The sequence below is a fragment of the Duganella margarita genome, from assembly GCF_009857535.1.
Lineage (GTDB): Bacteria > Pseudomonadota > Gammaproteobacteria > Burkholderiales > Burkholderiaceae_D > Rugamonas > Rugamonas margarita.
In genome coordinates this window covers 40,381-65,014 of the sequence record NZ_WWCS01000001.1, presented here as the reverse complement: position 1 = coordinate 65,014, position 24,634 = coordinate 40,381, and the positions used below count along the sequence as shown (strand labels likewise).

Below are 24,634 nucleotides of genomic sequence, written 5' to 3'. Positions count from 1 at the left end.
CGGCCCGGCATACGCCTAAATATTTGTAAAGGAAGAAAATCATGTTGGACGCTACCCTCAAAACCCAGTTGAAAGCTTACCTGGAGAAAGTGGTTTACCCACTGGAGCTGGTCGCCTCTCTCGATGACAGCGCCAAGGCCCGCGAGATGAAAGAACTGCTCCTCGAAATTGCCGAGTTGAGCGACAAAATCACGCTGGTCGAGCGCACCGAAGCGGGCGTGCGCGCGCCGTCGTTCAGCATCAACCGTGCTGGCACCGAGATCGCCGTGCGTTTCGCCGCGATTCCGATGGGCCACGAATTCACCTCGCTGGTGCTGGCGCTGCTGCAGGTCGGCGGCCACACCATCAAATTTGACGACGCCGTGATCGAGCAAATCCGCAACCTGGATGGCGATTACGAATTCGAAACCTTCATGTCGCTGACCTGCCATAACTGCCCGGACGTGGTGCAGGCGCTCAACGCCATGGCGGTGATTAACCCCCGCATCAAGGTCACCACCATCGACGGCGGCCTGTTCGCCAAGGAAGTGGAAGAGCGCCAGATCCTGGCCGTGCCGATGATGTTCCTGAACGGCCAGCATTTCGGCCAGGGCCGCACCTCGGTCGAGGAAATCCTCGCCAAGCTGGACACCAACGCCGGCGTCCGCCAGGCCGCTGAGCTGAGCAAGAAAGACGTGTTCGACGTGCTGATCGTCGGCGGTGGCCCAGCCGGCGCGGCCGCGGCAGTCTACGCCGCCCGCAAAGGCATCCGCACCGGCGTATTGGCCGAGCGTTTCGGCGGCCAGGTGCTGGACACGCTGGCGATCGAGAACTTTATCTCGGTCAAGGAAACCGACGGCCCGAAATTTGCCGTGGCGCTGGAACAGCACGTCCGCGAATACGAAGTCGATATCATGAACACCCAGCGCGCCAGCAAGCTGGTACAGGTGGGCAAACTGACCGAAGTGCACACCGCCTCCGGCGCCGTGCTCAAATCCAAGTCGGTGATCCTGGCCACCGGCGCCCGCTGGCGCGAGATCAACGTGCCGGGCGAGAAGGAATACCGCAACCATGGTGTGGCCTACTGCCCGCATTGCGATGGCCCGCTGTTCAAGGGCAAGCGCGTGTCGGTGATCGGCGGCGGTAACTCCGGCGTGGAAGCGGCGATCGACCTGGCCGGCCTGGTCAAGCATGTGACGCTGATCGAGTTTGGCGCCGAACTGCGCGCCGACGCGGTGCTGCAACGCAAGCTGCGCAGCCTGCCGAATGTCACCGTGATCACCTCGGCGCAAACCACCGAGATCCACGGCGACGGCAAGATCGTCAACGGCCTGAGCTACACCGACCGCAACACCAATGTGTCGCACAAGGTTGAGCTGGAAGGGGTGTTTGTGCAGATCGGCCTGGTGCCGAATACCGAGTGGCTGAAAGGCACGGTAGCGCTGTCGCGTCATGGCGAGATCGAAGTCGATGCGCGTGGCCAGACCTCGCTGCCGGGTGTGTTTGCCGCCGGCGACGTCACCACCGTGCCGTACAAGCAGATCATCATCGCCACCGGCGAAGGCGCGAAAGCGGCCCTGTCCGCCTTCGACCACCTGATCCGCTCGGACGACGAGGAAGTCGTCGAAGAGTCGGCCGACAAGCACGCGATGACCGCGTAATTTACGCCGGCATTAAACAAAAGCGGGAGCCTCGGCTCCCGTTTTTTTATACCGTCAGGTCATGGCTGGCCTGCCGGGTGCGCAGGGCGATGGCGTTGCGGTGGCGCGCGCGCAGGCGCGGGTCGGTGATCAGGCGGCCCAGCGTTTCGCCGATCACCATCACCACGCCCAGCAAGGGCAGCACCAGCATCAGTCCGGCCACGCCGGCCACCGAGCCGCCGATGAAAATCATCAGCACGGTTATCAGCGGATGGATGTGCAGGCTGCGGCCCAGCGTCAACGGCATGAAGACGAAGTCGTCCAGCAGGCGCACCAGGATGAAGACGCCAATCGCCAGATACGCCACCGATGGCTGCGACGGCGCGTCGGTCGACGCCACCATCACCACCAGCATGCAGCCGACGATCGAGCCGACGTAGGGCACCCACGCCAGCAGCGCCGCAATCAGCCCCAGCACCAGCGGCGACGACACGCCGATTGCCCACAGGCCCAGCGCCAGCACCGCCGTGTCGAGGATGGTCAGCCGGATCAGCCCTTTGAAGTAGCGGTGCGCGGTCTGGTCGACTTCGTGCAGCAGGCATAGCGTGCGTTCGAAGAAGGCGTTCGGCACCGCCCGCGCCAGGAACTTTTTAAAGCGCAGGCCATCGCGCAAAAAGAAGAAGGTCAAAAACGGCGCCAGCAGCAGCGACGGCAGCCAGGCCACCACCGTGACCAGAATGTCGGTCAGGTGCGACTGGATGAAGTCGCCCGTGAATTCGCTCATGCGCTGGTTGACGGTGTCGGCCAGCGCCACTTGTTTCAGCAGCGGGAACTGCTGCTCCAGCGCCACCATCGTATGGCGCACGAACTCCAGCCCGCCTGCCAGGTAGGTGCCCATCAATTGCTGCCAGGAAGTGGTCGGCGCGGACTTCCAGTACACCGCCGCCAGCACGGCCAGCGCCAGCAGCAGCAGCGACCCCGTGCCAACGATGAAGGTGGCGGCGTTCTGGCTGAAGCCCGCACGGATCAGGCGCTGCGTCGGCGGTTGCAGGATGTAGTACAGCACGATGCCGAGCAGGAAGGGCACGGCCAGGAACAGCATCTGCTGCAACAGGAACAGCAGCCCGCAGGTGGCGGCGATGATGCCGCTCCACACCACCGGCCCGCCGCGCTGTTGCGTCGGCAGCAGGTTCATAGCGCCTCCAGCTGCGGCTTGCCGGTCATCCAGTCGCGCAGGCGGCGGCCGATGTGGCGCGCCAGGGCCAGCGAGATCTTGTAGCCGATCACCGGATCGGTTTCCATCAACCCCATGAAGTCGGCGCGAAAGAATACCGCCAGCTCGCAATTTTCCAGCGCACGCGTCTGGGCGTTGCGCGGTGCGTTGTCCAGCAGCGCCAGGTCGCCGAAGAAGGAGCCGGGCGACAGCTCCGCCACCACTTCGCGTCCCGTTCCCAGCTGGCGGCTGATGATCACGCGGCCCGACGTCACCAGGTACAGCGCCTGGCCTTCCTCGCCCTCGTCGAAGATGATTTCGTCGGCCAGGTAGCGGCGTTCGTGCATCAGGCCGTCGATGATTTTCAGTTCGAGCGGCGTCAGCGAGTCGAACAGCGCCGAGTCTTTCAGGCGCAGCAAACGGGGCGACAGGGCGGGGGACTTGAACAGGCCAAACATGAGGCAAAACTCCTGCGGAAATAACGGGGCGGTATCCATTGTCGCCGGTTTTACGGCTGCGGCAGCCACCCAAAGGGAATTGTTGCTAATTAATCACATGGTTACCACTGCCTGGTCACTTGCAAGGTCATACCCTTGACATACTCGGCCGCTAAGCTGGCGCCCGCAATCCCACCACCACAACCAGCAGAGCAGAGATGAATATCAAACGTAGCCAAATTGCGAGCGCCGCCGCGCTGTGCGCCTGCCAGGCCATGATGGTCGCCCACGCCGACACCAGCGCCGACGCCGCCATCACCGCCGCAGATAGCCAGCAGTCCATCATCGTCACCGGCACCCGCGCCAGCAACCGTACCCAGTTCGACACCCTGGCGCCAGTCGACGTGTTCAGCCGCGAGGACATCGCCGCCGTCGCCTCGTCCGACCTCAACGACGTGCTGGCGCAGCTGGTGCCGTCGTACGTGGTGCAGCGCCTGCCGATGGCCGATGGCCAGGTCTTCGTCCGCCCGGCCACCTTGCGCGGCCTGTCGCCGGACCAGACGCTGGTGCTGGTCAACGGCCGCCGCTTTCACCGCAGCGCGCTGCTGGGTGCGCGCGGCGCCCAGGCGCCCGACCTGGCGCAGATTCCAACCAGCGCCATCAAGCGCATCGAAGTGTTGCGCGACGGCGCCTCGGCGCAATACGGTTCGGACGCGATTGCCGGCGTCATCAACATCATCCTGGACGACAGCCTCGGCGGCGAACTGACCGCCCAGCATTCGCAATACAGCGAAGGCGACGGCAAGGCCAACGAGCTGCACGCCAAGTACGGTTTCATGCTGGGCGAGCATGCGCGCATCGCGCTGTTTGCCGAAGCGGCGCAATCCGACCCGACCTCGCGCACCCGCCAGCGTCCGGACGCGATCGCATTCCAGGCGGCGCATCCAGCGCTGAGCGTGCCGAACCCGGTGCAGCGCTGGGGCCAGCCGGAACTGGAAAGCCAGCACCTCGGCTACAACGCCACGCTGGACCTGGGCAACGAGCTGGAGGCCTACAGCTACGGCCTGTTCGCGCACAGCGACGGCACCTCGGACTTCAACTGGCGCAATCCGGACACCGGCACCTCGGTCTACAAGCTGACCACCATCTTCCCCGGCTGGGATGTGCGCAGCATTTATCCGGTCGGCTTCAGCCCGCAGTACACCAACAAGCAGAACGACATGCAGCTGCTGGCTGGCCTGCGCGGTCGTTTGAGCGAAGCGCTGGGCTGGGACGTCAGCGCCTCGTATGGCCGCAACGCCATCGACTATGGCCTGCACAACTCGATCAACGCCTCGCTCGGCCCGGCCAGTCCGACCTCGTTCTACCTCGGCCGCCTGACGCAGGAAGAGAAGCTGGTCAACGCCAGCTTCAACTACGAATGGCGCGTGGCCGGTTTGTCGCAGCCGGTCAACCTCGCCTTCGGCGCCGAGTATCGCAACGAAAGCTATGCGGTCAAGGCCGGCGATCCGGCCTCCTACGCGGTGGGACCGGGCGCGGCGGCTGGCCTCGACGCCAACTCGAACGGCGCACCGGGCTTTAGCGCCATCCAGTCCGGCAAATGGGATCAGGACAGCTACGCCGCCTATGCCGACGTCGAAGTCCCGCTGAGCAAGCAGGCCACCATCGGCGCCGCCGTGCGTTATGAAGATTTCTCGGAGTTCGGCAACACCGTCAACGGCAAGCTGTCGGCGCGCTTCGAGATGACGCCGGACTTCGCGCTGCGCGGCTCCTGGTCGACCGGCTTCCGCGCGCCGACCCCGGGCCAGCTCAACACCAACAGTACCAGCCAGGGCCTGGACACCAAGACGCTGCTGGTGTTCACCAGCGGCCGCCTGGCCAACAGCGACCCGCTGGCGGTGGCACTGGGCGCCAGGCCGCTGCAACCGGAAAAATCCAAAAACCTGTCGCTGGGTCTGACGTGGAAAGACGCCAGCGGCCTGTCCGGTTCGGTGGACCTGTACAACATCAAGCTGCGCGACCGCTTCAGCACCTCGGCCTCGTTCGTGGTGCCGGCCGGCGTGCCCAATCCGCTGCGCTACACCTCGGTCAGCTACTTCACCAATGACTTTGACACCACCACCAAAGGCGTCGATGTGGTGGGCAGCTATCTGCGCCGCCTCGGCGTCGGCAAGCTGAACCTGACTGCGGCCTGGAACTACAACCAGACCAGGATTGATGGCGGCAAGTCCAGCATCGCCACCAACGAGAGCCAGCGCGTGGTGTTCGAAGAGCGCCTGCCGCGCCAGAAGGCCACCTTCAGCGCCTCGTATGACCAGGGCGGCTGGAGCACGCTGGTGCGCGCGCGCTACTACGGCAGCTGGACCGACAGCACCGGCAACGCCACCGGTGACATCTTCCAGCGCTTCGGCGCGATGCGTTTCCTCGATCTGGCCGCCACCTACAAGCTGACCGCCAAACAGTCGCTGCGCTTCGGTGTCGACAATGTGCTGAACAAGTATCCGGACGAAGCCGTATTCCAGGCCAGCCGCGGCCTGATCTACTCGCGCAACGCGCCATACGATACCGATGGCCGCAACCTGTACCTCGATTACACGGTGAAGTTTTGAGCCTGCGTAATCCCATGCGCCGCCGGTGGCTGAAGGCCGGCGCGCTGCTGACGCCAACGGCGGCGCTGGCGGCGGCAGCCGAATCGGCGATGCCGGCGCGGCCGCCGGTGTCGCCGCAGGAGCTGGCTGCCGACGAAGGCTACTGGCAGTCGGTCGCCGCGCAGTACGACATCAAGCAGGATGTGGCGATGATGGACAACGCCTACTGGGGCTCGATGGCGCGCCCGGTGATGGAGGCTTACCAGCGCCATGTGGCCGACGCCAATCGCGGCAATTCGTACTATGGCCGCTTGCAGTTTCCGGCCGAGTTTGAATCGGCGCGGCAGCGGGCGGCGCTGGCGCTGGGCGTCTCGGCCGACGAGATCGCCTTTACGCGCGGCGCGACGGAAGCATTGCAGGTCCTCATCAGCGGCTACAACCGCCTGCAGCCAGGCGATGTGGTGCTGTGCGCCGACATCGACTACGACAACATGATCACCACCATGCACTGGCTCAAGCAGCGGCGCGGCGTGGAGGTGGTGTCGATTGCGATGCCGGAACCGGCCACCTACGAGGCGGTGGTCGACAGTTACGCGCAGGCGATGGCGCGCTACCCGGGCCTGAAGCTGATGCTGCTCACGCACGTCAACCACCGCAACGGCATGGTGCTGCCGGTGGCCGAGATCAGCCGCATGGCGCGCGAACGCGGCATCGACGCCATCGTCGACACGGCGCATGGCTTCGGCCAGCTGGACATGCGGATTCCCGATCTGCAAGCGGACTTCGCCGGCATCAACCTGCATAAATGGATCGGTGCGCCGGTCGGCGTCGGCGCGATCTATATTCGCCGTGGCCGGGTGCGCGCCATCGATCCGTATATGGGCGAGGACGATCGTGGCGATGTGCGCACCCGCGTGCATACCGGCACGCTCAACTTTGCGGCGTATGTGACCCTGCCGCTGGCACTCGACCTGCATGAACAGGTCGGCGTTGCGTATAAACAGGCTCGGCTGGCACGGCTGCGCAACCGCTGGCTCGATGCGGTGCGTGATGTGAGCGGCCTGGAGCTGCTGGCGTCGTCCGATCCGCGCCTGAGCAGTGCGATAGCCTCGTTCCGTTTGCGTGGCCGTACCTCGATGGCGGACAACAATGCCTTGGCGCGCCGTTTGCTGAAGGAGCATGGCGTGTTTACCGTGCCGCGTGATGGTCTGGCGGCCGGCGCCTGCGTGCGCGCCACGCCGTCGATCTTTACCTCGGAAGCGCAGGTGGACAAGCTCAGCGAAGCATTGCGCCAGGTTGCCGCCTGAGCCGTCTTTCCCGCGCAAGCGGGAAACCGTGCGTCGTGTCTGGACCTGCGGGATATGGATTCCCGCCTGCGCGGGAATGACGGGTTATAGCTGCACGGTCTGCACCAGCGGCAGTTGCGGTTCCAGGTGGCTGGTCAGCAGGATGCACTGGCGCGTCAGCCGTTCCGGCGTGGCCAGCTGCTGGCGCAGGTAGGCGACCGCATCGACATCGAGACCATTGAAGGGTTCGTCAATCAGCAGCAGCCGCACCGGCAGCGACAAGGCCAGCGACAGCTGCATCTTCTTGTGCTGGCCCAGCGACAGCGTGGTGACCGGCTGGTCCAGCGTCGGCAGCAGGTGGAAGGCAGCCAGCTCGGCGTTGAGCAACCCGGCGTCGGCGCCGGCATACAGCGAGACGTGCATATCCAGCACCTCGCGCACGGTCAGCCACGGCAATTGCGGCGTGTCGCCGCCGCAGTAATAGCACTGCAGGCGATACGCCAGCGGCTGCGCCTGCAATTCGAGATCGTCCAGCCAGATATGGCCACCATGCGGCGTCAGCGCGCCGCCGGCCAGTTTCATCAGCGTGGTCTTGCCGGCGCCGTTTTCACCGCGCAGCCAGGTGATGCCATTGCCGAGGGTGAGATTGAACTGGCTGAACAGCGGATGGCTGGCGTATTCAAAGCTGAGCTGTTCGATTCTTAATTCCATAATTCACTTCCGATTGCGGTCAGGATGAGGATGGCGCTGATCACCAGGCCGACGCGGCCGCGTACGCTCAGCTTGCGCAGCGCCACCACGGCCAGCTGGGCGATGGCGGCAACGCATAGCCAGACGGTGGCGACGGTATGGCTGATCCCGCCGGCGCTGCGGCCCAGCGTCAGCACGGCGAACCAGCCGAGCACGGCCAGCCCCGGCAGCAGCGTCGCCAGCATGGCCAGGCGATACAGCGATGCGGTGCGCAGCGGCCAGCCGGCGGCGACCGGACGCAGCAGCGCGATTTGTTCGGCCACGGCCTTGTCGCCACGGTCGGTCAGCAGCATGGTCATCAACGCGGCGCACGCGCCCCACAGCGCCGGCGGCACCACGGGCGGATGCGCCATCCACACGCCGATGCTGAGCAGCGCGCCGGCCAGCAGCAGGGTTTGTTGAATGCCGATGACGTTTTCCGCGCGCCAGAACGGCAGCCAGAACAGCCGATACCAGTAGCGCGCCATGCCGCCGCGTTGCGCCACGTAGCGGGTCGGCGCGGGGCGGGAGCGGCCGGGCTTGCGGGCGGCAGGCATGCGGTTGCGATGATGCAGCGTCAGTGCCGACAACAGCCAGGCCAGCAGCAGCGAGGCCACCGTCAGCAGCAGCGCTTGCGGCGCAATCGGCCGCAGCCAGTCCGGCCACTGGAAAAACCAGATCGCGGTGGAGATGGCGTAGACCAGGCTCAGCGGACCGACGATCAGGCCGGCGACGGCGGCATCGGCCAGCCATTTGCTGCGCGGCGCAATCGGCAGCGGCCGGCTCCACAGCATCACCGCCGCCGGGTGCAAGCGCTTGCGCAGCAGCCAGACCGGCAATGTGCCCAGCAGCGTCTGGCCGGTGAACAGGCCCAGCGCTTCCGGCCATGGCTGGCCGGCGGCAAACAGGCCGGGCAGGGCGATCACGGCGACCAGGCCGATCAGCACCGGGCCGAAGCCGAGCAAAATATATTCGAGGGAGCTTGTCAGGCTGGCGGCGAAATGCAGCAGCGCGTGCCGTGCCAGGCGGAGACGGAAATGGAGATAAGCATTTTTCATTGCCGATCAGCTTACATGCTAATTCTGAAATGCAAATGAAAAAAAGGCCCGATGCGAACATCGGGCCCTTCTTCTGAATATTGGCGGAGCGGACGGGACTCGAACCCGCGACCCCCGGCGTGACAGGCCGGTATTCTAACCAACTGAACTACCGCTCCAATTCGTTGTTTATAAGTTTAGCTGGTGGGTGCTGAGAGGCTCGAACTCCCGACCTACGCCTTGTAAGGGCGCCGCTCTACCAACTGAGCTAAGCACCCAGAAAACTTATCAGCGTTGTTTCATTTAACTGCGACAACTGCTGAACGAGGCCGTATTCTATAGGACGCCGATTCGGTTCCGCAAGGGGTTTTGTAAATTATTTGGAAAATTGTTCTAGCGCGGCGGCGGCAGCGCATTGAGCAGCTCGCGGGTGCCATTGTCGACCAGCCGGTGGGTAATGTCAGCGCCAAGGTAGCGCTCGTAGAATTTCTGCATGGTGCCGTCGACCACAATCGAACGCAGCGCATCGGTATAGCGTTGCAGTACTTGCGGCGGCACCTTCTTCGAGACATACAGGCCGACCATCATGCGCGGCGATTCGCTGACCGATGTCGCGCTCATCCTGGCGGTCAGGCCGAACAGGCGCTGGTTCAGCAGGTAGATGGTGGCCGGCGCCAGCGTGCCCTCGGCGCGGCCGGCCTGGATCTTGCGGAACACCACGCCGAAATCGCTGACGTATTCCAGCCGGCCCTGCTGTTGCAGCCGGTCCAGCTGGTGCTGCGCGTCGGCGGTGTAGAAGATGCCGCGCGTGATGTTGAGGCGCGCGGTGCTGTGATCGACGAACTCGGCCAGGCTGTGGAACTTGCCGGCGTCGGCTCCCAGCAGCACCAGTTCGAAGCGGGTCCAGGTATAAGGCAGCCAGACGCCGTAGCGGTCGCGTTCGGCCGTGCGCAGCGAAGCGCCGGTCATTTCCAGTTCATTGCTGAAGAACAGCGCTTGCTGGCGGCTGCGCGGATACCAGCGCACGTTGATCTGGCAGCCGCTGCGCCGCTGGATTTCGGCCAGCACGTCGATATTGCTGCCGCGAATTACCGTGCCGTCGAGATAGGACGAGTAACCAAGATCGCTGACGCCGGCCCGCGCCGGGGCGCAAGCAGGGTCGAGCGGCGCCGCCCGCCCCGCAGTGCATGGAAGCCACAAGGCGATCAACAAAGTGGACAGGCATCTGGTCATGCAACGAGTGTAGCATCGGCAACTTGCACGCCGGCGGTTTTCGGGCGATACTGTACGTATTTACAGTGTTATTTGTGGATTATGGCCGACACCGTGCGCCGCATTGCTCATATCGACATGGACGCCTTCTTTGCGTCGGTGGAGTTGTTGCGCTATCCGCAACTGCGCGGCCAGCCGGTGGTGATCGGCGGCCGCGGCTACGATCCCGAGCAGCGCGCAGATGGCTCGTATGTCTTCAAGCGCCTGCGCGATTACGTCGGCCGCGGCGTGATCACCACCGCCACCTACGAGGCGCGGGCGTTCGGCGTCGGTTCGGCGATGGGCATGATGAAGGCGGCCAAGCTGGCGCCGGACGCCATCCTGCTGCCGGCCAATTTTGACTCCTACCGCCATTACTCGCGCCTGTTCAAGCAGGCAGTGGCCAGCATCGCGCCGGATATCGAAGACCGCGGCATCGATGAAATCTTCGTCGACCTGACCCATGTGGACGGCGACACGCAGACGATCGGCGCCCGCATCAAGCAGGCGGTGCAGGACGCCACCGGCCTGACCTGTTCGGTGGGCATCACGCCCAACAAGCTGCTGTCGAAAATCTGTTCGGATCTGGACAAGCCGAACGGCCTGACGGTGCTGGGCTTTGACGATATTCCCACCCGCATCTGGCCGCTGGGCGTGCGCAAGGTCAACGGCATCGGCCCGAAGGCCACCGAAAAGCTGGCCTCGCTGGGCATCGAGACGGTGGGCCAGCTGGCGCAGGCCGACCAGGGCTTGCTGCAGGATTACTTCGGCGCGCATTACGCGGCGTGGCTGACGCGGGTGGCGCAGGGCATTGATGATCGTGAAATTTCCACCAGCCGCGAGAGCAAGTCGATGTCGCGCGAAACCACCTTCGAGCGCGACCTGCATGCGCGCCAGGACCGGGCGACGTTGTCCGGCATTCTGACCACGCTGTGCGAGCGGCTGGCGGACGATCTGAAGCGCAAGGATTACGTCAGCCGCACCATCAGCATCAAGCTGCGCTATGACGATTTCCAGATCGTCAGCCGCAACGTGACGCTGCCGCAGGCGGTGGCCGAACCGGCCGCCATCCTGCAGGCGGCGCGCGAATGTCTGAAGCGGGTGCCGCTGCAGCGCAAGCTGCGCCTGCTGGGCGTGCGCGCCAGCACGCTCGAACCTCCCGGCGCCATGGCCAGCGCGCAACAGCCGGTGCAGGGCGATCTATTCGCCTGAGACCGGGTGTGCGCCAGCGTGTAAAATGGCGCTCCTTTTGCAATTTCCGAAACAAGGCCAGTCAACTTTATGTGGTTCAAGAATCTACAGATTTACCGTCTGCCGGCCCCTTGGGCCTACACTCCCGAACAACTGGAAGAAGCGCTGTCGTCAAACGCGTTCACGCCGGCCAGCAGCAACGAGCTGCTGCGCCAGGGCTGGGACAAGCCGCGTCCTAACGGCGGCCTGGTCCACGTGGTCAACAAGCAGATGCTGATCGTGCTCGGCACCGAGAAAAAACTGCTGCCGGCCAGCGTCATCAACCAGGTCGCCAAGGCGCGCGCTGCCGAAATGGAAGAAGCCCAGGGCTTTGCGCCGGGCAAGAAAGCCATGAAGGAACTGAAGGAACGAGTGGCCGACGAACTGCTGCCGCGCGCCTTCTCGATCCGCGGCAACGTCTGGACCTGGATCGATCCGGTCAACGGCTGGCTGGTGGTGGACGCCGCCAGCCCGGCCAAGGCCGATGAAGTCATCAAGTTGCTGCTGAAGGCGGTCGACCGCATGCCACTGGAAAGCCTGCGCGTGCAGCGCTCGCCGGTGGGCGTGATGACCGAATGGCTGCAAACGGATGAAGCGCCGGCCGGTTTCACGGTCGACATGGACACCGAACTGCGCGCCACCGGCGAGAGCAAGGCGGCGGTGCGTTACGTCAAGCACTCGCTGGACCCGGAAGAAGTACGCCGCCACATCGCCGCCGGCAAGCAGTGCACCCGCCTGGCCATGACCTGGGACAGCAAGATTTCCTTCGTGCTGACCGAATCGCTGGCGATCAAGGGCGTCAAGCCGCTGGACGTGCTGAGCGAAAAAGACGCCGGCGTGCGCAACGATGACGAACGCTTCGACGGCGACTTCATGCTGATGACCGGCGAACTGGCCAAACTGATGGCCGATGTGGTGGAAGCGCTGGGCGGCGAAGCCAAGGCATAATCGCCCCACAGCCCTTGCCTTTCAGTTAAAAATGCCGTGAAGTCGTTGATTTCGCGGCATTTTTTCGTTGATAAATGCAAAAAAATGTGCATTGCCACGAGGAAAGTAAGACGAATTCTGCTATAGTGAAAAGTCTTATCAAAAAAGGAACTTCCTATGAGCGGCCCTGTCGGATTGACTACACTGCAGATCGCCAATCTGACCTCGCAACAGCTGGCGGCGTGGACCACGGCGGACATCGCCGCCCTGACGCCGGCGCAAGTGCCGGCGCTGCGCCCGGCCGTGCTGAATGCCGCCGGCGCCGCCACCACCGCGCTGATGGCGGCGCTCAATCCGGAGCAGATCGCCGCGCTGAGCGTGGCCCAGGTGTCGGCGCTGGGGACGCGCGCCTTCACCAGCCTGGCCCATGGCGCGATCGCCTCGTTTGAAACCGCCGACATCGCCGCGCTGAGCACCGCCAATTTCGCCACGCTGCAAAGCGCCGACATCGCGCTGATGCAGGCGGCCCAGTTCGGCGCGCTGAGCGCCGCACAGCTGACCACTTTTTCCGCCGACGACATGCGCGCCATCAGCGATGCCGGTTTCGCGCAACTGAGCACGCAAGCCATGGCGACCCTGGGCAGCACCCAGGTGGCCGCCTTGACCAGCGGCCAGACGGTGGCACTGACCACGCGCCAGGCCACGGCCTGGAATGCGACCCAGCTGGCCGCCTTGTCGAGCGCCAACCTGGCCGCGCTGCAAGCGGCCGACCTGGGGGCGATGAAAACCGCCACCATCGCCGGCCTCTCGGCCAGCCAGATGGCGCTGCTGTCGGCCGGCCAGCTGGCCGGCATGAGCACGGCGCAGTTTGCCGCACTGAACACCAGTCAGGTCGCCGCGCTGAGCAACACCGCGCTGGCCGGCCTGTCCGGCGCCGACCTGGCGGCACTGAGCACCGGCGCCGTCACCCAACTGGGCACGGCCGTGCTGGCGCAACTGAGCAGCGAACAGCTGGGCGCCCTGACCACCCGCCAGATCGTGGCGCTTAGCAGCGCCCAGGTTGCCGGCCTGACGTCGCAGCAAGTCAGCCATCTGCGCAGCGCGCAACTGGCGGCGCTGGGGTCGCGCCAGGTAGCTGGCTTGTCCAGCGCCGATATTGCCGCGCTCGATAGCGGTGACCTGCCTTACCTGAATGCGGTGGCGATGAGCGCGCTGACGTCGGCGCAGTTCAGCGTGCTGGGCGGCGCCGATTTCAGCGCCATCGCCAGCCTCACCACGGCGCAGATTGCCGCGTTGGGCACCGCCACGCTGGTGGCGCTGAATGCCGCCCAGGCCGCTGCGCTGAGCAGCCGGCAAGTGGCCGCCCTGAGCAGCGCGCAGGTCAGCGTGCTGTCGCTCGCCGCCATCCACGCCCTCTCGGCGGCCGACCTCGGCGCGCTGCGCACCAGTGCGATCAGCGCGCTGTCCACCCAGCAAATGGCGGTGTTGAGCAGCGCCCAATTTGGCGCCTTCACCACGGCGCAGTTCTCGGCCATGAGCAGCCGCCAGCTGGCGGCCATCAGCAACCAGACCCTGGCTGGCCTGTCCAGCGGCGCCTTGTCGGCGCTGTCGACCAGCGTGATCGCGCAACTGAGCCCGTCGCTGCTGGCGGCGCTCAGCGTGACGCAGCTGGCCGGCCTCGGTTCGCGCCAGATTGCCGCGCTGAGCACGGCGCAAGTGGCGGCCCTCGATGCGGCGGTGCTGGCCTCGCTGAGCACCGCCCAGATCGTCGGTCTCAATAGCGCACAGGTCAGCGCGCTGAGCGAAGACGACCTGAACACCCTCGGCACCCGCGCCTTGCGGGCGCTCACCACTAGTGTGATGGCGGCGCTGAATTCCCAGCAGCTGGCCGCTATCGGCTTGCTGGATGGGGGCGCCGCCATTGCCGCGCTGAGCACCGCCCAGATCGCCGCGCTGCGCAGCAGTGCGCTGGCCGGCCTGACCCACAATCAGTTGCTCGCGCTGACCACCGCGCAAGCCGCTGCGCTAACCAGCAGCCAGGTGGCGGCGCTGCCGAGCGCCTTGATGGCGGCACTGGAGACTGCCGACTTTGCCGCGCTGCGCACCAGTGTCATCGCCAACCTCGGCACGGCGGCGCTGGCGCTGCTCAGCAGCGATCAGGTCAGCGCCCTGACCACTGCGCAAGCCAGCGTGCTGAGCGCGCGCCAGTTGGCCGCGCTGAGTGCCCCGAGCCTGGCCGGCCTGCAAAGCGCCGACCTCGGCGCGCTGGCCACTGCCACCATTGCCGCCATCGACGGCGCGCGCCTGGCGTCCCTGCAGACCGAACAGTTGAGCGGCCTGGCCACGCGCCAGATCGCCGTGCTCAGCATCGACCAGCTGAACGCGCTCAGCGATGACCAACTGGCCAGCCTGCGCTCGGCCCAGGTGGCCGCCCTGAGCAGCCGCCAGATCGGCGGCCTCAGTGTCGACACCGTCGCCGCGCTCAGCAGTGCCGGCGTGGCGGCGCTCAGCACAGCGGTGATCGCCAGCCTGAGTCCGCAACAACTGGCAGCGCTGGGACTGGATGTGGCGGCGCTCAGCACGGCCCAGATCGCCGCGCTGCGCACCAGCACGCTGGCCGGCCTGACTGCCGCGGAAGTGATGGCGCTGGGCACGCGCCAGGCCGCCGCCCTGAACAGCACGCAGGTCCAGGCGCTGTCGACCGCGATCATCCACGCGTTTGACGCCGCCGACTTCGCTGCGCTGCGCACCAACGCCATCGCCGCGCTGACCACGGCGCAAGTGCGGGTGCTGACCAGCGACCAGCTGAGCGCAATGACGCCGGCCCAGTTTGCCGCGCTCGGCACCCAGCAGCGCGCGGTGCTGCCGACCGATGCCATTGCCGGCTTCTCCAGCGACAGCCTGGCCGCGCTGGGCCCGGCGGCGCTGGCCGCGCTGTCGGCCGACCTGATTGCGCGCCTGAACGCGGCGCAATTGGCGTCGCTGGGTTCGCAACAATTCGCCGTCTTCAGCAGCGCCCAGTTGGCGGCGCTGAGCGTGGCACAAGTGGCCTTCCTCGGCACCCAACAGGTCGCCGGCCTGAATACCCGCAACCTGCCGGGCTTGTCGGTGGCCGATATTGCCGCGTTGAGCAGCGACGGCATGCGCGGGCTGAGCACGGCCATGTTGCAGGCGTTGACCAGCACGCAACTGGCGGCGCTGGGGGCGGACCCGGATGGCAACCTGTTCGGCGCCCTCAGCACCACGCAGATCGCGGCGCTGGGCACCCGCGCCATCGGCTGGCTCAGCATCGACCAAATCGTTGCGCTGAGCACTTTGCAGGCCAGCGTATTGAGCAGCGCCCAGCTGCGCGCCTTGAGCAGCAATGACATCGTGGCGCTGGAGACGGCCGAGGTGGCGGCGCTGCGCACCGCCGCCCTGAGCGGCTTGAGCACGGCACAGATGGCCGCGCTCGGCAGCGACCAGGTGACGGCCCTGACCAGCCAGCAAATCGCGGTCTTGAATGCCGCCCAGTTTTCCGCGCTCAGCTCGGCAGGGCTGCTGGGCTTGCAACTGAGCGACATTCCCGTGCTGAACACGGGCGTGATTGCCGGCCTGACCACGCGCGCGCTGGCCGTGCTCAGTCCCGAGCAGGTCGCCGCGCTGGCTACCCGCCAGATCGCGACCTTGAACAGCAGCCAGTTGAACGCGCTGAGCAGCCGCCAGATATTCAGCCTGCAGTCGGCGCAATTGGCGGCGCTGAGTTCGGCGCAACTGGCCAGCCTGTCGCTGAGCGATATCGGCGCCCTCAATCCCGAGCTGCTGGCGGCGCTGAGGACGGCGGCGATTGCCGGCCTGAGTTCGGCGCAATTGAGCGTACTGGGCAACGATCCACTCGGCAGCGGCCAGACTGCGATCGGCACGCTGACCACGGCCCAGATTGCCGCCTTGCGGCCGGCTGCGCTGGCCGGCTTGCGCTCCGCGCAGGCGGCTGCGCTGAGCTCCGACCAGGTCATGGCCCTGGGCAGCGCGCAGCTGGCGGCCCTGTCGATCGCCGATCTTGGCGTGTTCGACCTGACCGATATCGCCGCACTGCGCACCAGCACCCTCAAGGGCTTGTCGTCCAGCCAGCTGGCCGGCCTCAGCGGTGACCAGTTCGCAGTGCTCAGCACCGGCCAGTTTGCCGCGCTGGGCAGTGCAGCGTTGCGCGGCCTGACGGGCGCGCAGGCGGCCGCCATCACGGTCGAGCAGGCCAGGGCGATGACCAGTGCCCAGTTGGTCGGACTGTCGCTGGCGGCCATCGCCAGACTGAGGGCGGAAGAGGTGGCGGCGCTGCGTACCAGCGCGATCGCCGGTCTGACATCGGCCCAGATGACGGCCATCGGCACGGCCCAGCTGGTGATGATGTCGACCGCCCAGGTTGCCGTGCTCAACAGCGCACAGGCAGGCGCCCTGTCGGCCGCCAGCGTGATCAGCCTGTCGAGCGAACAGTTGTCGGTACTGAGCACTGCCGCCGTCAGCGCGCTGGACGCGACCGGCCTGGCGCAACTCAGCACCCAGAAACTGCTCAGCCTCACCACGCGCCAGATCGCCAGCCTGACATCCGGCCAAGTCAGCGCCTTGTTGCCGGCGCAGATGACCGCGCTGACCGCGGAGCAAGTGGCGGCCCTGGCCGTGCGCCAGGTGGCCGGGCTATCGACGGCCGATGTAGTCGCGCTGGACAGCGATGTCGGCGCCCTCAGCACGCAGGCGGTGGCGGCCCTGAACACCAGCCAGATCGGCGCCCTTGGCACCAACAGCCGCGGCCAGGCGGTCAACTTCGGTCTGCTGCGCACGGCGCAGATCGCCGCGATCGCCACCGCCGCGCTGCAAGCGCTGCGCTCGTCCCAGGTGCAAGCCTTTACCAGCGCACAGATCGGTGCGCTCAGTCTGACGCAGATCAAATCGGTGGCGCCGGCCTTCCTGCACAGCCTGAGCAGTTCGCAGCTGGCTGGCCTGAGCACCGCGCAGTTGGCGGCGCTCAGCACTTACCAGCTGGACGGCCTGACAACGGCGCAGCTCAGTTTGCTCAGCACGACCCAGGTGCATGCATTGACGGCGGCGCAAGTCAGCAGCCTGACGGTCGACGACATCGCCGCCTTCGGTAACGATGCGATGGCGGCCCTCAGCATTGCCGCCATCGCCACGCTGACGCCGGAACAGTTGGGCGCGCTGGGCAGCCAAGGTGGCGGACTCGTCGCGCTGAGCACGGCGCAGATCGCCGCGCTGAGCACGCGCACCTTTGCCAGCATCAGCACTGCCCAGGCGGCGGCGCTGACGCTCAACCAGATTGCCGCCCTGAGTTCGGCGCAAATGGGCGTGCTGCCGCTGACGGTGGTCGGCGCGCTGGACGCCAGCGTGATTGCCATGTTGAAGCCGGCTGTGGTGGGCAGCCTGAAAACCGAGCAATTGCTGGCGCTGAAGAGTAACCAGATTGCTGCGCTCACCGGGGTGCAGGTGGCGGCGCTGACTAGCGCGCAGCTGACCACCTTGGCGGCGTCGCAAGTCCGCTACCTGGACCCGAACGACATCGCCCTGATCAGCCCGCAACTGCTGAATGCGGCGGCGCGCGACGGCAATCTGCTGGCGGCGCTGAACACCGCACAATTGCAGGCGATGACGTCGACGCAGTTTGCCGCGCTGAACTCGGCGGCGGTCGCGCGCCTGCTGCCGGCCTCGCTGGCGGCGGTGGAAGCCGTCGATATCGCCGCGCTCAGCACCGGCGTCATCAGTGCGCTGAGCGACGCTCAGTTGCAGGCGTTGACGGTGCGCCAGGTATCGTCACTGACCATGCAGCAAGTGGCGGCCTTGATTCCGCACGATAGCGCCGAGCAATTCACGGCGGCGCAAATGGCGGCCTTTACCGGCGCCCAGCTGGCGGCGATGAGCACCGCCCTGATTGCCGACCTCAGCGCGGACAACCTGCGCGCCATCGACGTGGGCGATATCGCCAGCCTCGGCACGCGCCAGATCCGCGCGCTGACGCCGTATCAGATGACGTCCTTGAGCAATGCCCAGTTGTTGCAGCTGACCACTACGCAAACCCATGTGATGACGGCAACGCAATACAACAACCTGTCGACGGCGCAGCAGGCGGCGTTCACGGCCGAGCAGAAAGCGGCAATGACCTTCGTCACGCCGCTGGTGCTGGACCTGGACGGCAACGGCGTGCGCACGCTGGGTCTGGACGCGGGCGTGCAGTTCGACCTGGCCGCCAGCGGCGCCAGGCGCGCCACCGGCTGGGTTGGTCAGGGCGACGGCTTGCTGGCGCTGGACCGCAACCATGATGGCCTCATTAACGACGGCAGCGAACTATTCGGCTCGGCCACCAAACTGGCCGACGGCAGCACGGCCGCCGACGGCTATCAGGCGCTGGCGTCGATCGACAGCAATGGCGACGGCGTCATTGATGCGCAGGACGCACTGTACGGCGACCTGCGCGTGTGGGTGGATGCGAATGCGGACGGCGTCAGCCAGCCGGACGAGCTGAAGACCCTGGCCGCCCTGCACATCGCCAGCCTCAAGCTGGACGTGCAGCGCAGCAGCGCACTCGACCACGGCAACCTGATCGGCCTGACCTCGACCTACACCACCGACGACGGCCAGTCGCACGCGGCGGCCGACGTCTGGTTCGCGCAAGGCTTGAGCGGCAATGTCAGCGGCATGGCGCAAGCGATGTCGGGCTATGCGGAGGCGGCCGGCAGCAGCGCGGCCCCACCGGCGAGCGGCCAGCTGGCCACGCACAGCGCGCGCCTGGCCGAGGCATTGCAACACTACAGCGCCACCGGCCTGAGCGTCATTAACGCCACCAACGCCGCCTACACCGATGCCGACAGCCACCGCCTCAAGGCGCTGCAAGCCGGCGCAGCGCAAGGGCTGCTGGCAGCCCCGCGCTAAGCCCGGAGCGGATTACAGCGGCTGGAACACGCCAGCCGCTTTGTTCTTCTGCACGTTGTCCCAGGCGAAGATCTTGCCGTTCATGGCGACGTACACGCCGGCTGGCAGGGTTTGCGCCACGCCGGAGGCAAAGCCCAGATTGAACAGGGCGTCGGAGTTGGCGATCTCGTAAGGGATCATGGCGCCGGTCAGCACGATCGTCTTGCCCAGGTTGGCCGGACCCAGCACCTGCGCCGTCTGCGGCATTGTGTCGGTGCCGTGGATGATGACAATGGCTTTTTCGGCGGCCGCGCGGCACGCCGCCAGGATGCGCTCGCGGTCGGCATCCACCATGTCCAGCGAGTCCATCAGCGGCAACTGTTCCAGCGCCACATCGATGGTCAGGCGGCAACGTTTCAGCAAGTCCGGCACGTGGCTGTCGGCGAAGCCCAGGGTGCCGTTCAGTTCATTGTAGTGTTTGTCGAAGGTGCCGCCGGTGGCCAGGATGCGCAGGGTCATGATAAAAACGTATGCTAAAGAATGGATGTGCATCATAACCCAAACCTCGCACTGGAAACTTGGGTAGACTATGTCTACACTGGTTTCTTTGTTCGTTCAGCTGATCATGAAAGCGCTCGCTCCCGGCACTGTTATTTTCCACCGCCACCGTGGCTACGGGGTAATCACGACGGTCAATTTGTTGACCGGCTGGATTTCCGCCCGCTTCGGTAGCGAGTCGCGCACGCTCGACCTCAATCTGTCCACCGACGAGGTGCAGTTTGCCGATGGCGAGGCGATCCTGTTCCGCCGCGCGCCGCCCGACCGCATGCCGCACGCGCGGCTGATGGCGATGGTGCGCGCGCTGCACCAGGCCGGCTATCAGAAGCTGTACCTGTATTCCTGGCCCAAGCCGTCCGGGCTGCACTGGCGCTGGCATTTGTTCACCGGCCAGCGCGACTGGATGCAGCGGCCGTGGCGCGAAGGCTGGTATGGCTCGGGCGCCGACTACAACAGCAATCCGGTCATGGGCTGGGGCGATACGCCGGGCGCCAGTACCGATGAGCTGATCCACGCGCTGGCCAAATTCGATCCGCAGGGACTGGCGCAGGCGCTGGGCCGCGATGAAGACCATACCGCCTGGTTCGCCAGCGTGTGCGACGCGCTGCTGCCCGGGTATATGTACAGCCTGGACATGCAGCGTCCCGCTGGCGGCCCGCTGACCGACATGCCGCCGGTGCCGGTGATCCCGGTGCGCGCCACACTGCCGCCCTATGCCGGTCCGGACATCACCTGGCCGCCCGGCTGGGCTGGCCTGTGGAGCAAGGTCCATGTGATGCCGGCCCCGCGCGTCAATCTGACTGGCGTGCCTGACGAGCGTAGTCTGGATTATTGATGTTGGCTGGCGTGCCGTTGGCAAACGCCACCACGTTCTGGAACGCATGCTGGAAGTACAGCTCGTAGCTGTCCTGCTCGACGTAGCCCAGGTGCGGCGTCGCCAGCACGGTGGGGATGCGCAGCAGCGCTGAATCGGCCGCCAGCGGTTCCGAGTGGAACACGTCCAGCGCCGCATTGCCCGGCCGTCCTTTCAGCAGCGCCTGTTCCAGCGCCTCCGGCTGCACCAGTTCGGCGCGGCTGGTGTTGACGAACAGCGCATCCGGCCGCATGCGCGCCAGATCCCCGGCGTTGACGATGCCGCGGGTGGCGTCATTCAGGCGCAGATGCAGGCTCAGCACATTGGCGTGCTCGAAGAAAGCCTCGCGCGATGTGGCCGCCGTGTAGCCGTCCGCCACCGCCTTGTCGCGGCTGGCCTGGCTGCCCCACACCATCACGTTCATGCCGAAGGCGCGGCCGTAGCCGGCTACCGTCTGGCCGATCTTGCCATAGCCCCAGATGCCCAGCGTGCGGCCCTTGAGTACGAAGCCCAGTCCGTTCAACTGCGGGTTGATCGAGGCGGTCTGCCACAGGCCGTCTTTGAGATTGTTCGCATACGGCACGATCTTGCGCGCCGCCGCCATGATCAGCGCCCACGTCAGTTCCGACGGCGCGGTCGGCGAACCGATGCCCTCGGCAATCGCAATCCCCAGCTCGGTGGCAGCCGCCACATCGACATGGCCGGCCAGCTTGCCGGTCTGGGAAATCAATTTTAGATTTGGCAATTTTCCCAGCAGGGCGCGGTTGAACGCAGTGCGTTCGCGGATCAGCACCAGCGCGTCGTAGGGCGCCAGCCGGATCGCCAGCTGGCCGAGGCCACGGGTCGTGCTGTTGAACACTTTTACTTCGTGGCCTGCCAACAACTCGAAGCATTTCAGACTTGGAGTTGCATTTTGGTAATCATCGAGAATTGCGATTTTCATGGAAGATGAACGATCTTTTAAGAAATTTCGTAGGGAAATAACAGCCCTGCAGATAAGCCAAATAGCCTACTACTTTACTCAACTAATTCTCCTACATTTTCGTATGGAACCTTTGTTGAGGGGTGTACAATCGGCCGAAAATACAAAGCCGGACCACGAGATCCCGGCCCGCGCCACGACCGCCGTATGACCGCCGACCCATTTCGAATGGACCTCTGAGCGCTAGCCATAAGCTGACGACGATCTGCCGCCACCGAATTCTTTATTAGCATTGGAGGTATCATGAATCAGCCCGTGATGGGAGGCGTTGCACCATTGAACGCACCAGCTTACATCAAACAGCAAAAGCTCATCAATTGGGTGGCCGAAATCGCCGCCCTGACCAAGCCGGACCGCATCTACTGGTGCGATGGCTCGCAAGAAGAGTACGACCGCCTGTGCGCCGAGATGGTTGCCGCCGGCACCATGAAAAAACTGAACCAGGAAAAGCGTCCGAATTCCTACCTGGCCTGCTCGGACCCGACCGACGTCGCCCGCGTGGAAGACCGCACCTTCATCTGCTCGGCCACCAGGGAACAAGCCGGCCCCACCAACAACTGGATGGATCCGGCCGAGATGCGCGCCACCCTGCATCCGCTGTTTGACGGCTGCATGACCGGCCGCACCATGTATGTGGTGCCGTTCTCGATGGGTCCGCTGGGTTCGCCGATCGCCCACATCGGCGTGGAACTGTCGGATTCGCCATACGTGGCCGTCAATATGCGCACCATGACCCGCATGGGCAAGGCCGTGTATGACGTGCTGGGCACCGACGGCGAATTCGTGCCGTGCGTGCACACCGTCGGCGCGCCGCTCAAAGCCGGCCAGAAGGACGTGGCGTGGCCTTGCAACGCCACCAAGTACATCGTGCACTACCCGGAAACCCGCGAAATCTGGTCCTACGGCTCCGGCTACGGCGGCAACGCGCTGCTGGGCAAGAAATGCTTCGCGCTGCGCATCGCCTCCAACATGGGCTTCCAGGACGCCCAGAATGGCGGCGCCGGCTGGCTGGCCGAACACATGCTGATCCTCGGCGTGGAATCGCCGGAAGGCAAGAAGCACTACGTGGCGGCAGCTTTCCCATCGGCGTGCGGCAAGACCAACTTTGCCATGCTGATCCCGCCAGACACCTTCAACGGCTGGAAGATCACCACGATTGGCGACGATATCGCCTGGATCAAGCCGGGTGCGGACGGCAAGCTGTACGCCATCAACCCGGAAGCCGGCTACTTCGGCGTGGCCCCTGGCACCAACGAAAAAACCAATTACAACTGCATGGCCTCGCTGCGCGAGAACACCATCTTCACCAACGTCGCGCTGACCGACGATGGCGACGTCTGGTGGGAGGGCCTGAGCAAGCCGGCCCCAAGCCACCTGATCGACTGGCAAGGCAAGGACTGGACGCCGGAATCGACCGGCAAGGCCGCGCATCCGAACGCCCGCTTCACCGTGCCGGCCACGCAGAACCCGGTGATCGACGCAGCCTGGGATGATCCGGCCGGCGTGCCGATCTCGGCCTTCATATTCGGCGGCCGCCGGTCGACCACCGTGCCGCTGGTGACCGAAGCGCGCAACTGGGTGGAAGGCGTCTACATGGCCGCCACCATGGGTTCGGAAACCACCGCTGCCGCCGCCGGCCAGATGGGCGTGGTGCGTCGCGACCCGTTCGCCATGCTGCCCTTCATCGGCTACAACATGAGCGACTACTTCCAGCACTGGCTGGACCTGGGCAAGAAAGTGGAGAAAATCGAAGGCGCCACGCTGCCGAAGATCTTCTGCGTCAACTGGTTCCGCACCGACGAGCAGGGTCACTTCGTCTGGCCCGGCTTCGGCGACAATATGCGCGTGCTGAAGTGGATGCTGGAACGCATTGAAGGCGAAGCCGGCGGCGTCGAAAACATCTTCGGCACCACCCCGCGCTTTGGCGACATCCACTGGGATGGCATGCCGTTCTCACCGGAAGAGTTCGAGACGATTACTTCGATCGACAAGGACGCCTGGCGCGAAGAACTGAAGCTGCATGAAGAACTGTTCACCAAGCTGGCCTACCGCCTGCCGGCCGAACTGACCGCCGTGAAAGCCGAACTGGAGAAGCGCCTGGCCCGCTAAGCTCAGCGCGCGTCGCTCCCGCGAAAGCGGGAGCCCAGTCGGACTATCAGGTGCCCTATGGATTCCCGCTTACGCGGGAATGACACCGTGACGCCTTTTTTTTTGCTTGCAATTTCGCACACCTGTGCTAAAGTGCAGCCCATGGATACCCTGACCGCAAAAAGCGAAGCCACCTACGCCGCGATTCTGGAGGCCGCGCTGGATATGGCAGCCACCGACGGCATCGGCAAGCTGTCGCTGGGCGAGCTGGCCAAACGCACCGGCATCAGCAAGAGCGGCGTGTTTTCGCGCGTCGGTTCGCTGGAAGCATTGCAGGAGGCCGTGCTGGATGAGTACGACCGCCGCTTTGGCGCGGAGATTTTTCTGCCGTCGCTGCAACAGCCGCGCGGCTTGCCGCGGCTGACGGCCCAGGTCAATGCCTGGGCCAGCCGCGTCGCGGACGAGGGCTTGCGCAATTCCTGCCTGTACAGCGCCGGCGCTTTCGAGTTCGACGACCAGCAAGGCCCGCTGCGCGACCGCCTGCAGCAAGGCGTGATGGCCTGGCGCGCCTCGCTGCGCAAAACTATTCTGCAAGCGATGGAGCTGGGCCAGTTGCGGCCGGATACCGATCCCGGCCAGCTGGTGTACGAGATCTACAGCCTGGTGGTCGGCCTGATCCACGACACCCGCTTCCTGCATGACGACCAGACGCTGCGCCGCATGCAACGCGCCTTCAGCCGCCTGATTTCGACCTACAAGAGTTTTAACGATATGGCCTGAGCCGGCCTTTTTATTCACTTAATTTCGCACAGGCGTGCGAAAAAGGAGTCAATCATGAAAACTGTCCTGCTGTTGCTGCTCGTCCTGCTTTGCCTGCTGTGGCCGCGACTGGGCCGCACCTTGCGCTCGCTGCCGGACCGCAACGAAGACTTCATCCTGTTT

Annotated in this window: 16 protein-coding genes and 2 tRNA genes; 9 read left to right on the top strand and 9 right to left on the bottom strand. The window is 65.2% G+C overall.

The genetic code is table 11. From position 1 onward, the window contains the following. Positions 1 to 41: 41 nt before the first annotated feature. On the top strand, positions 42 to 1,640 hold the full coding sequence (ahpF, locus tag GTP55_RS00280) for an alkyl hydroperoxide reductase subunit F (RefSeq protein ID WP_161043021.1): 1,599 nt from the start codon (positions 42 to 44) through the stop codon (positions 1,638 to 1,640). 46 nt (positions 1,641 to 1,686) lie between these two features. Here ahpF and GTP55_RS00275 read toward each other — a convergent pair whose 3' ends face one another. Then, a complete protein-coding gene (locus GTP55_RS00275) occupies positions 1,687 to 2,814 on the bottom strand; it encodes an AI-2E family transporter (RefSeq protein WP_161043020.1) in 1,128 nt (375 codons plus the stop codon). Beyond that, positions 2,811 to 3,290 carry a cyclic nucleotide-binding domain-containing protein gene (locus tag GTP55_RS00270; RefSeq protein WP_202423411.1) on the bottom strand — a complete coding sequence of 160 codons (480 nt, stop codon included), beginning with the start codon at positions 3,288 to 3,290 and terminating at the stop codon, positions 2,811 to 2,813. The genes GTP55_RS00275 and GTP55_RS00270 overlap by 4 nt, the downstream gene beginning before the upstream one ends. 197 nt (positions 3,291 to 3,487) lie before the next feature. Here GTP55_RS00270 and GTP55_RS00265 point away from each other — a divergent pair, with 197 nt between their 5' ends. After that, positions 3,488 to 5,878, top strand: a complete 2,391-nt coding sequence (locus tag GTP55_RS00265; RefSeq protein ID WP_161043018.1) for a TonB-dependent receptor plug domain-containing protein — start codon at positions 3,488 to 3,490, stop codon at positions 5,876 to 5,878. A gap of 14 nt (positions 5,879 to 5,892) precedes the next feature. Beyond that, the gene (locus GTP55_RS00260; RefSeq protein ID WP_161043017.1) at positions 5,893 to 7,164 is read left to right on the top strand and encodes an aminotransferase class V-fold PLP-dependent enzyme; all 1,272 of its coding nucleotides are present in this window, start codon (positions 5,893 to 5,895) and stop codon (positions 7,162 to 7,164) included. A gap of 84 nt (positions 7,165 to 7,248) precedes the next feature. Here the strand turns inward: GTP55_RS00260 and GTP55_RS00255 are convergent, their stop codons facing one another. From GTP55_RS00255 to GTP55_RS00235, 5 genes are all read right to left on the bottom strand, one after another. Beyond that, a complete protein-coding gene (locus GTP55_RS00255) occupies positions 7,249 to 7,854 on the bottom strand; it encodes an ABC transporter ATP-binding protein (protein ID WP_161043016.1) in 606 nt (201 codons plus the stop codon). Next, positions 7,845 to 8,930 carry a hypothetical protein gene (locus GTP55_RS00250; RefSeq protein WP_161043015.1) on the bottom strand — a complete coding sequence of 362 codons (1,086 nt, stop codon included), beginning with the start codon at positions 8,928 to 8,930 and terminating at the stop codon, positions 7,845 to 7,847. The genes GTP55_RS00255 and GTP55_RS00250 overlap by 10 nt, the downstream gene beginning before the upstream one ends. A gap of 81 nt (positions 8,931 to 9,011) precedes the next feature. Beyond that, positions 9,012 to 9,088, bottom strand: a tRNA-Asp gene (locus GTP55_RS00245). Positions 9,089 to 9,111: 23 nt separating this feature from the next. Continuing rightward, a tRNA-Val gene (locus GTP55_RS00240) sits at positions 9,112 to 9,187 on the bottom strand. Between the two features lie 115 nt (positions 9,188 to 9,302). Continuing rightward, positions 9,303 to 10,142, bottom strand: a complete 840-nt coding sequence (locus GTP55_RS00235) for a substrate-binding periplasmic protein (RefSeq protein WP_161043014.1) — start codon at positions 10,140 to 10,142, stop codon at positions 9,303 to 9,305. Between the two features lie 81 nt (positions 10,143 to 10,223). Between GTP55_RS00235 and dinB the strand changes: the two genes are divergently transcribed. From dinB to GTP55_RS00220, 3 genes are all read left to right on the top strand, one after another. Then, entirely contained in the window at positions 10,224 to 11,372 is a 1,149-nt protein-coding gene (gene dinB, locus GTP55_RS00230; RefSeq protein WP_161043013.1) for a DNA polymerase IV, read from the top strand. Positions 11,373 to 11,441: 69 nt separating this feature from the next. Next, positions 11,442 to 12,338, top strand: coding sequence for a recombination-associated protein RdgC (locus GTP55_RS00225; RefSeq protein WP_161043012.1), 897 nt, complete (start codon positions 11,442 to 11,444; stop codon positions 12,336 to 12,338). Between the two features lie 156 nt (positions 12,339 to 12,494). Beyond that, positions 12,495 to 19,232: a beta strand repeat-containing protein gene (locus GTP55_RS00220; RefSeq protein WP_161043011.1), complete on the top strand. Its 6,738-nt coding sequence runs from the start codon at positions 12,495 to 12,497 to the stop codon at positions 19,230 to 19,232. Between the two features lie 12 nt (positions 19,233 to 19,244). Here GTP55_RS00220 and GTP55_RS00215 read toward each other — a convergent pair whose 3' ends face one another. Then, complete coding sequence (locus tag GTP55_RS00215) at positions 19,245 to 19,730, bottom strand: asparaginase domain-containing protein (RefSeq protein ID WP_161043010.1); 486 nt, start codon at positions 19,728 to 19,730, stop codon at positions 19,245 to 19,247. A gap of 106 nt (positions 19,731 to 19,836) precedes the next feature. Here GTP55_RS00215 and GTP55_RS00210 point away from each other — a divergent pair, with 106 nt between their 5' ends. After that, positions 19,837 to 20,604, top strand: a complete 768-nt coding sequence (locus GTP55_RS00210; protein ID WP_161043009.1) for an L-asparaginase — start codon at positions 19,837 to 19,839, stop codon at positions 20,602 to 20,604. Here GTP55_RS00210 and GTP55_RS00205 read toward each other — a convergent pair. Further along, positions 20,561 to 21,565 carry a D-2-hydroxyacid dehydrogenase family protein gene (locus tag GTP55_RS00205; RefSeq protein WP_161043008.1) on the bottom strand — a complete coding sequence of 335 codons (1,005 nt, stop codon included), beginning with the start codon at positions 21,563 to 21,565 and terminating at the stop codon, positions 20,561 to 20,563. The two genes, GTP55_RS00210 and GTP55_RS00205, sit on opposite strands and share 44 nt — an antisense overlap. 282 nt (positions 21,566 to 21,847) lie before the next feature. Here GTP55_RS00205 and GTP55_RS00200 point away from each other — a divergent pair, with 282 nt between their 5' ends. Further along, on the top strand, positions 21,848 to 23,713 hold the full coding sequence (locus tag GTP55_RS00200) for a phosphoenolpyruvate carboxykinase (GTP) (RefSeq protein WP_161043007.1): 1,866 nt from the start codon (positions 21,848 to 21,850) through the stop codon (positions 23,711 to 23,713). A gap of 141 nt (positions 23,714 to 23,854) precedes the next feature. Further along, positions 23,855 to 24,472, top strand: a complete 618-nt coding sequence (locus GTP55_RS00195) for a TetR/AcrR family transcriptional regulator (RefSeq protein WP_161043006.1) — start codon at positions 23,855 to 23,857, stop codon at positions 24,470 to 24,472. Positions 24,473 to 24,634 lie beyond the last annotated feature (162 nt).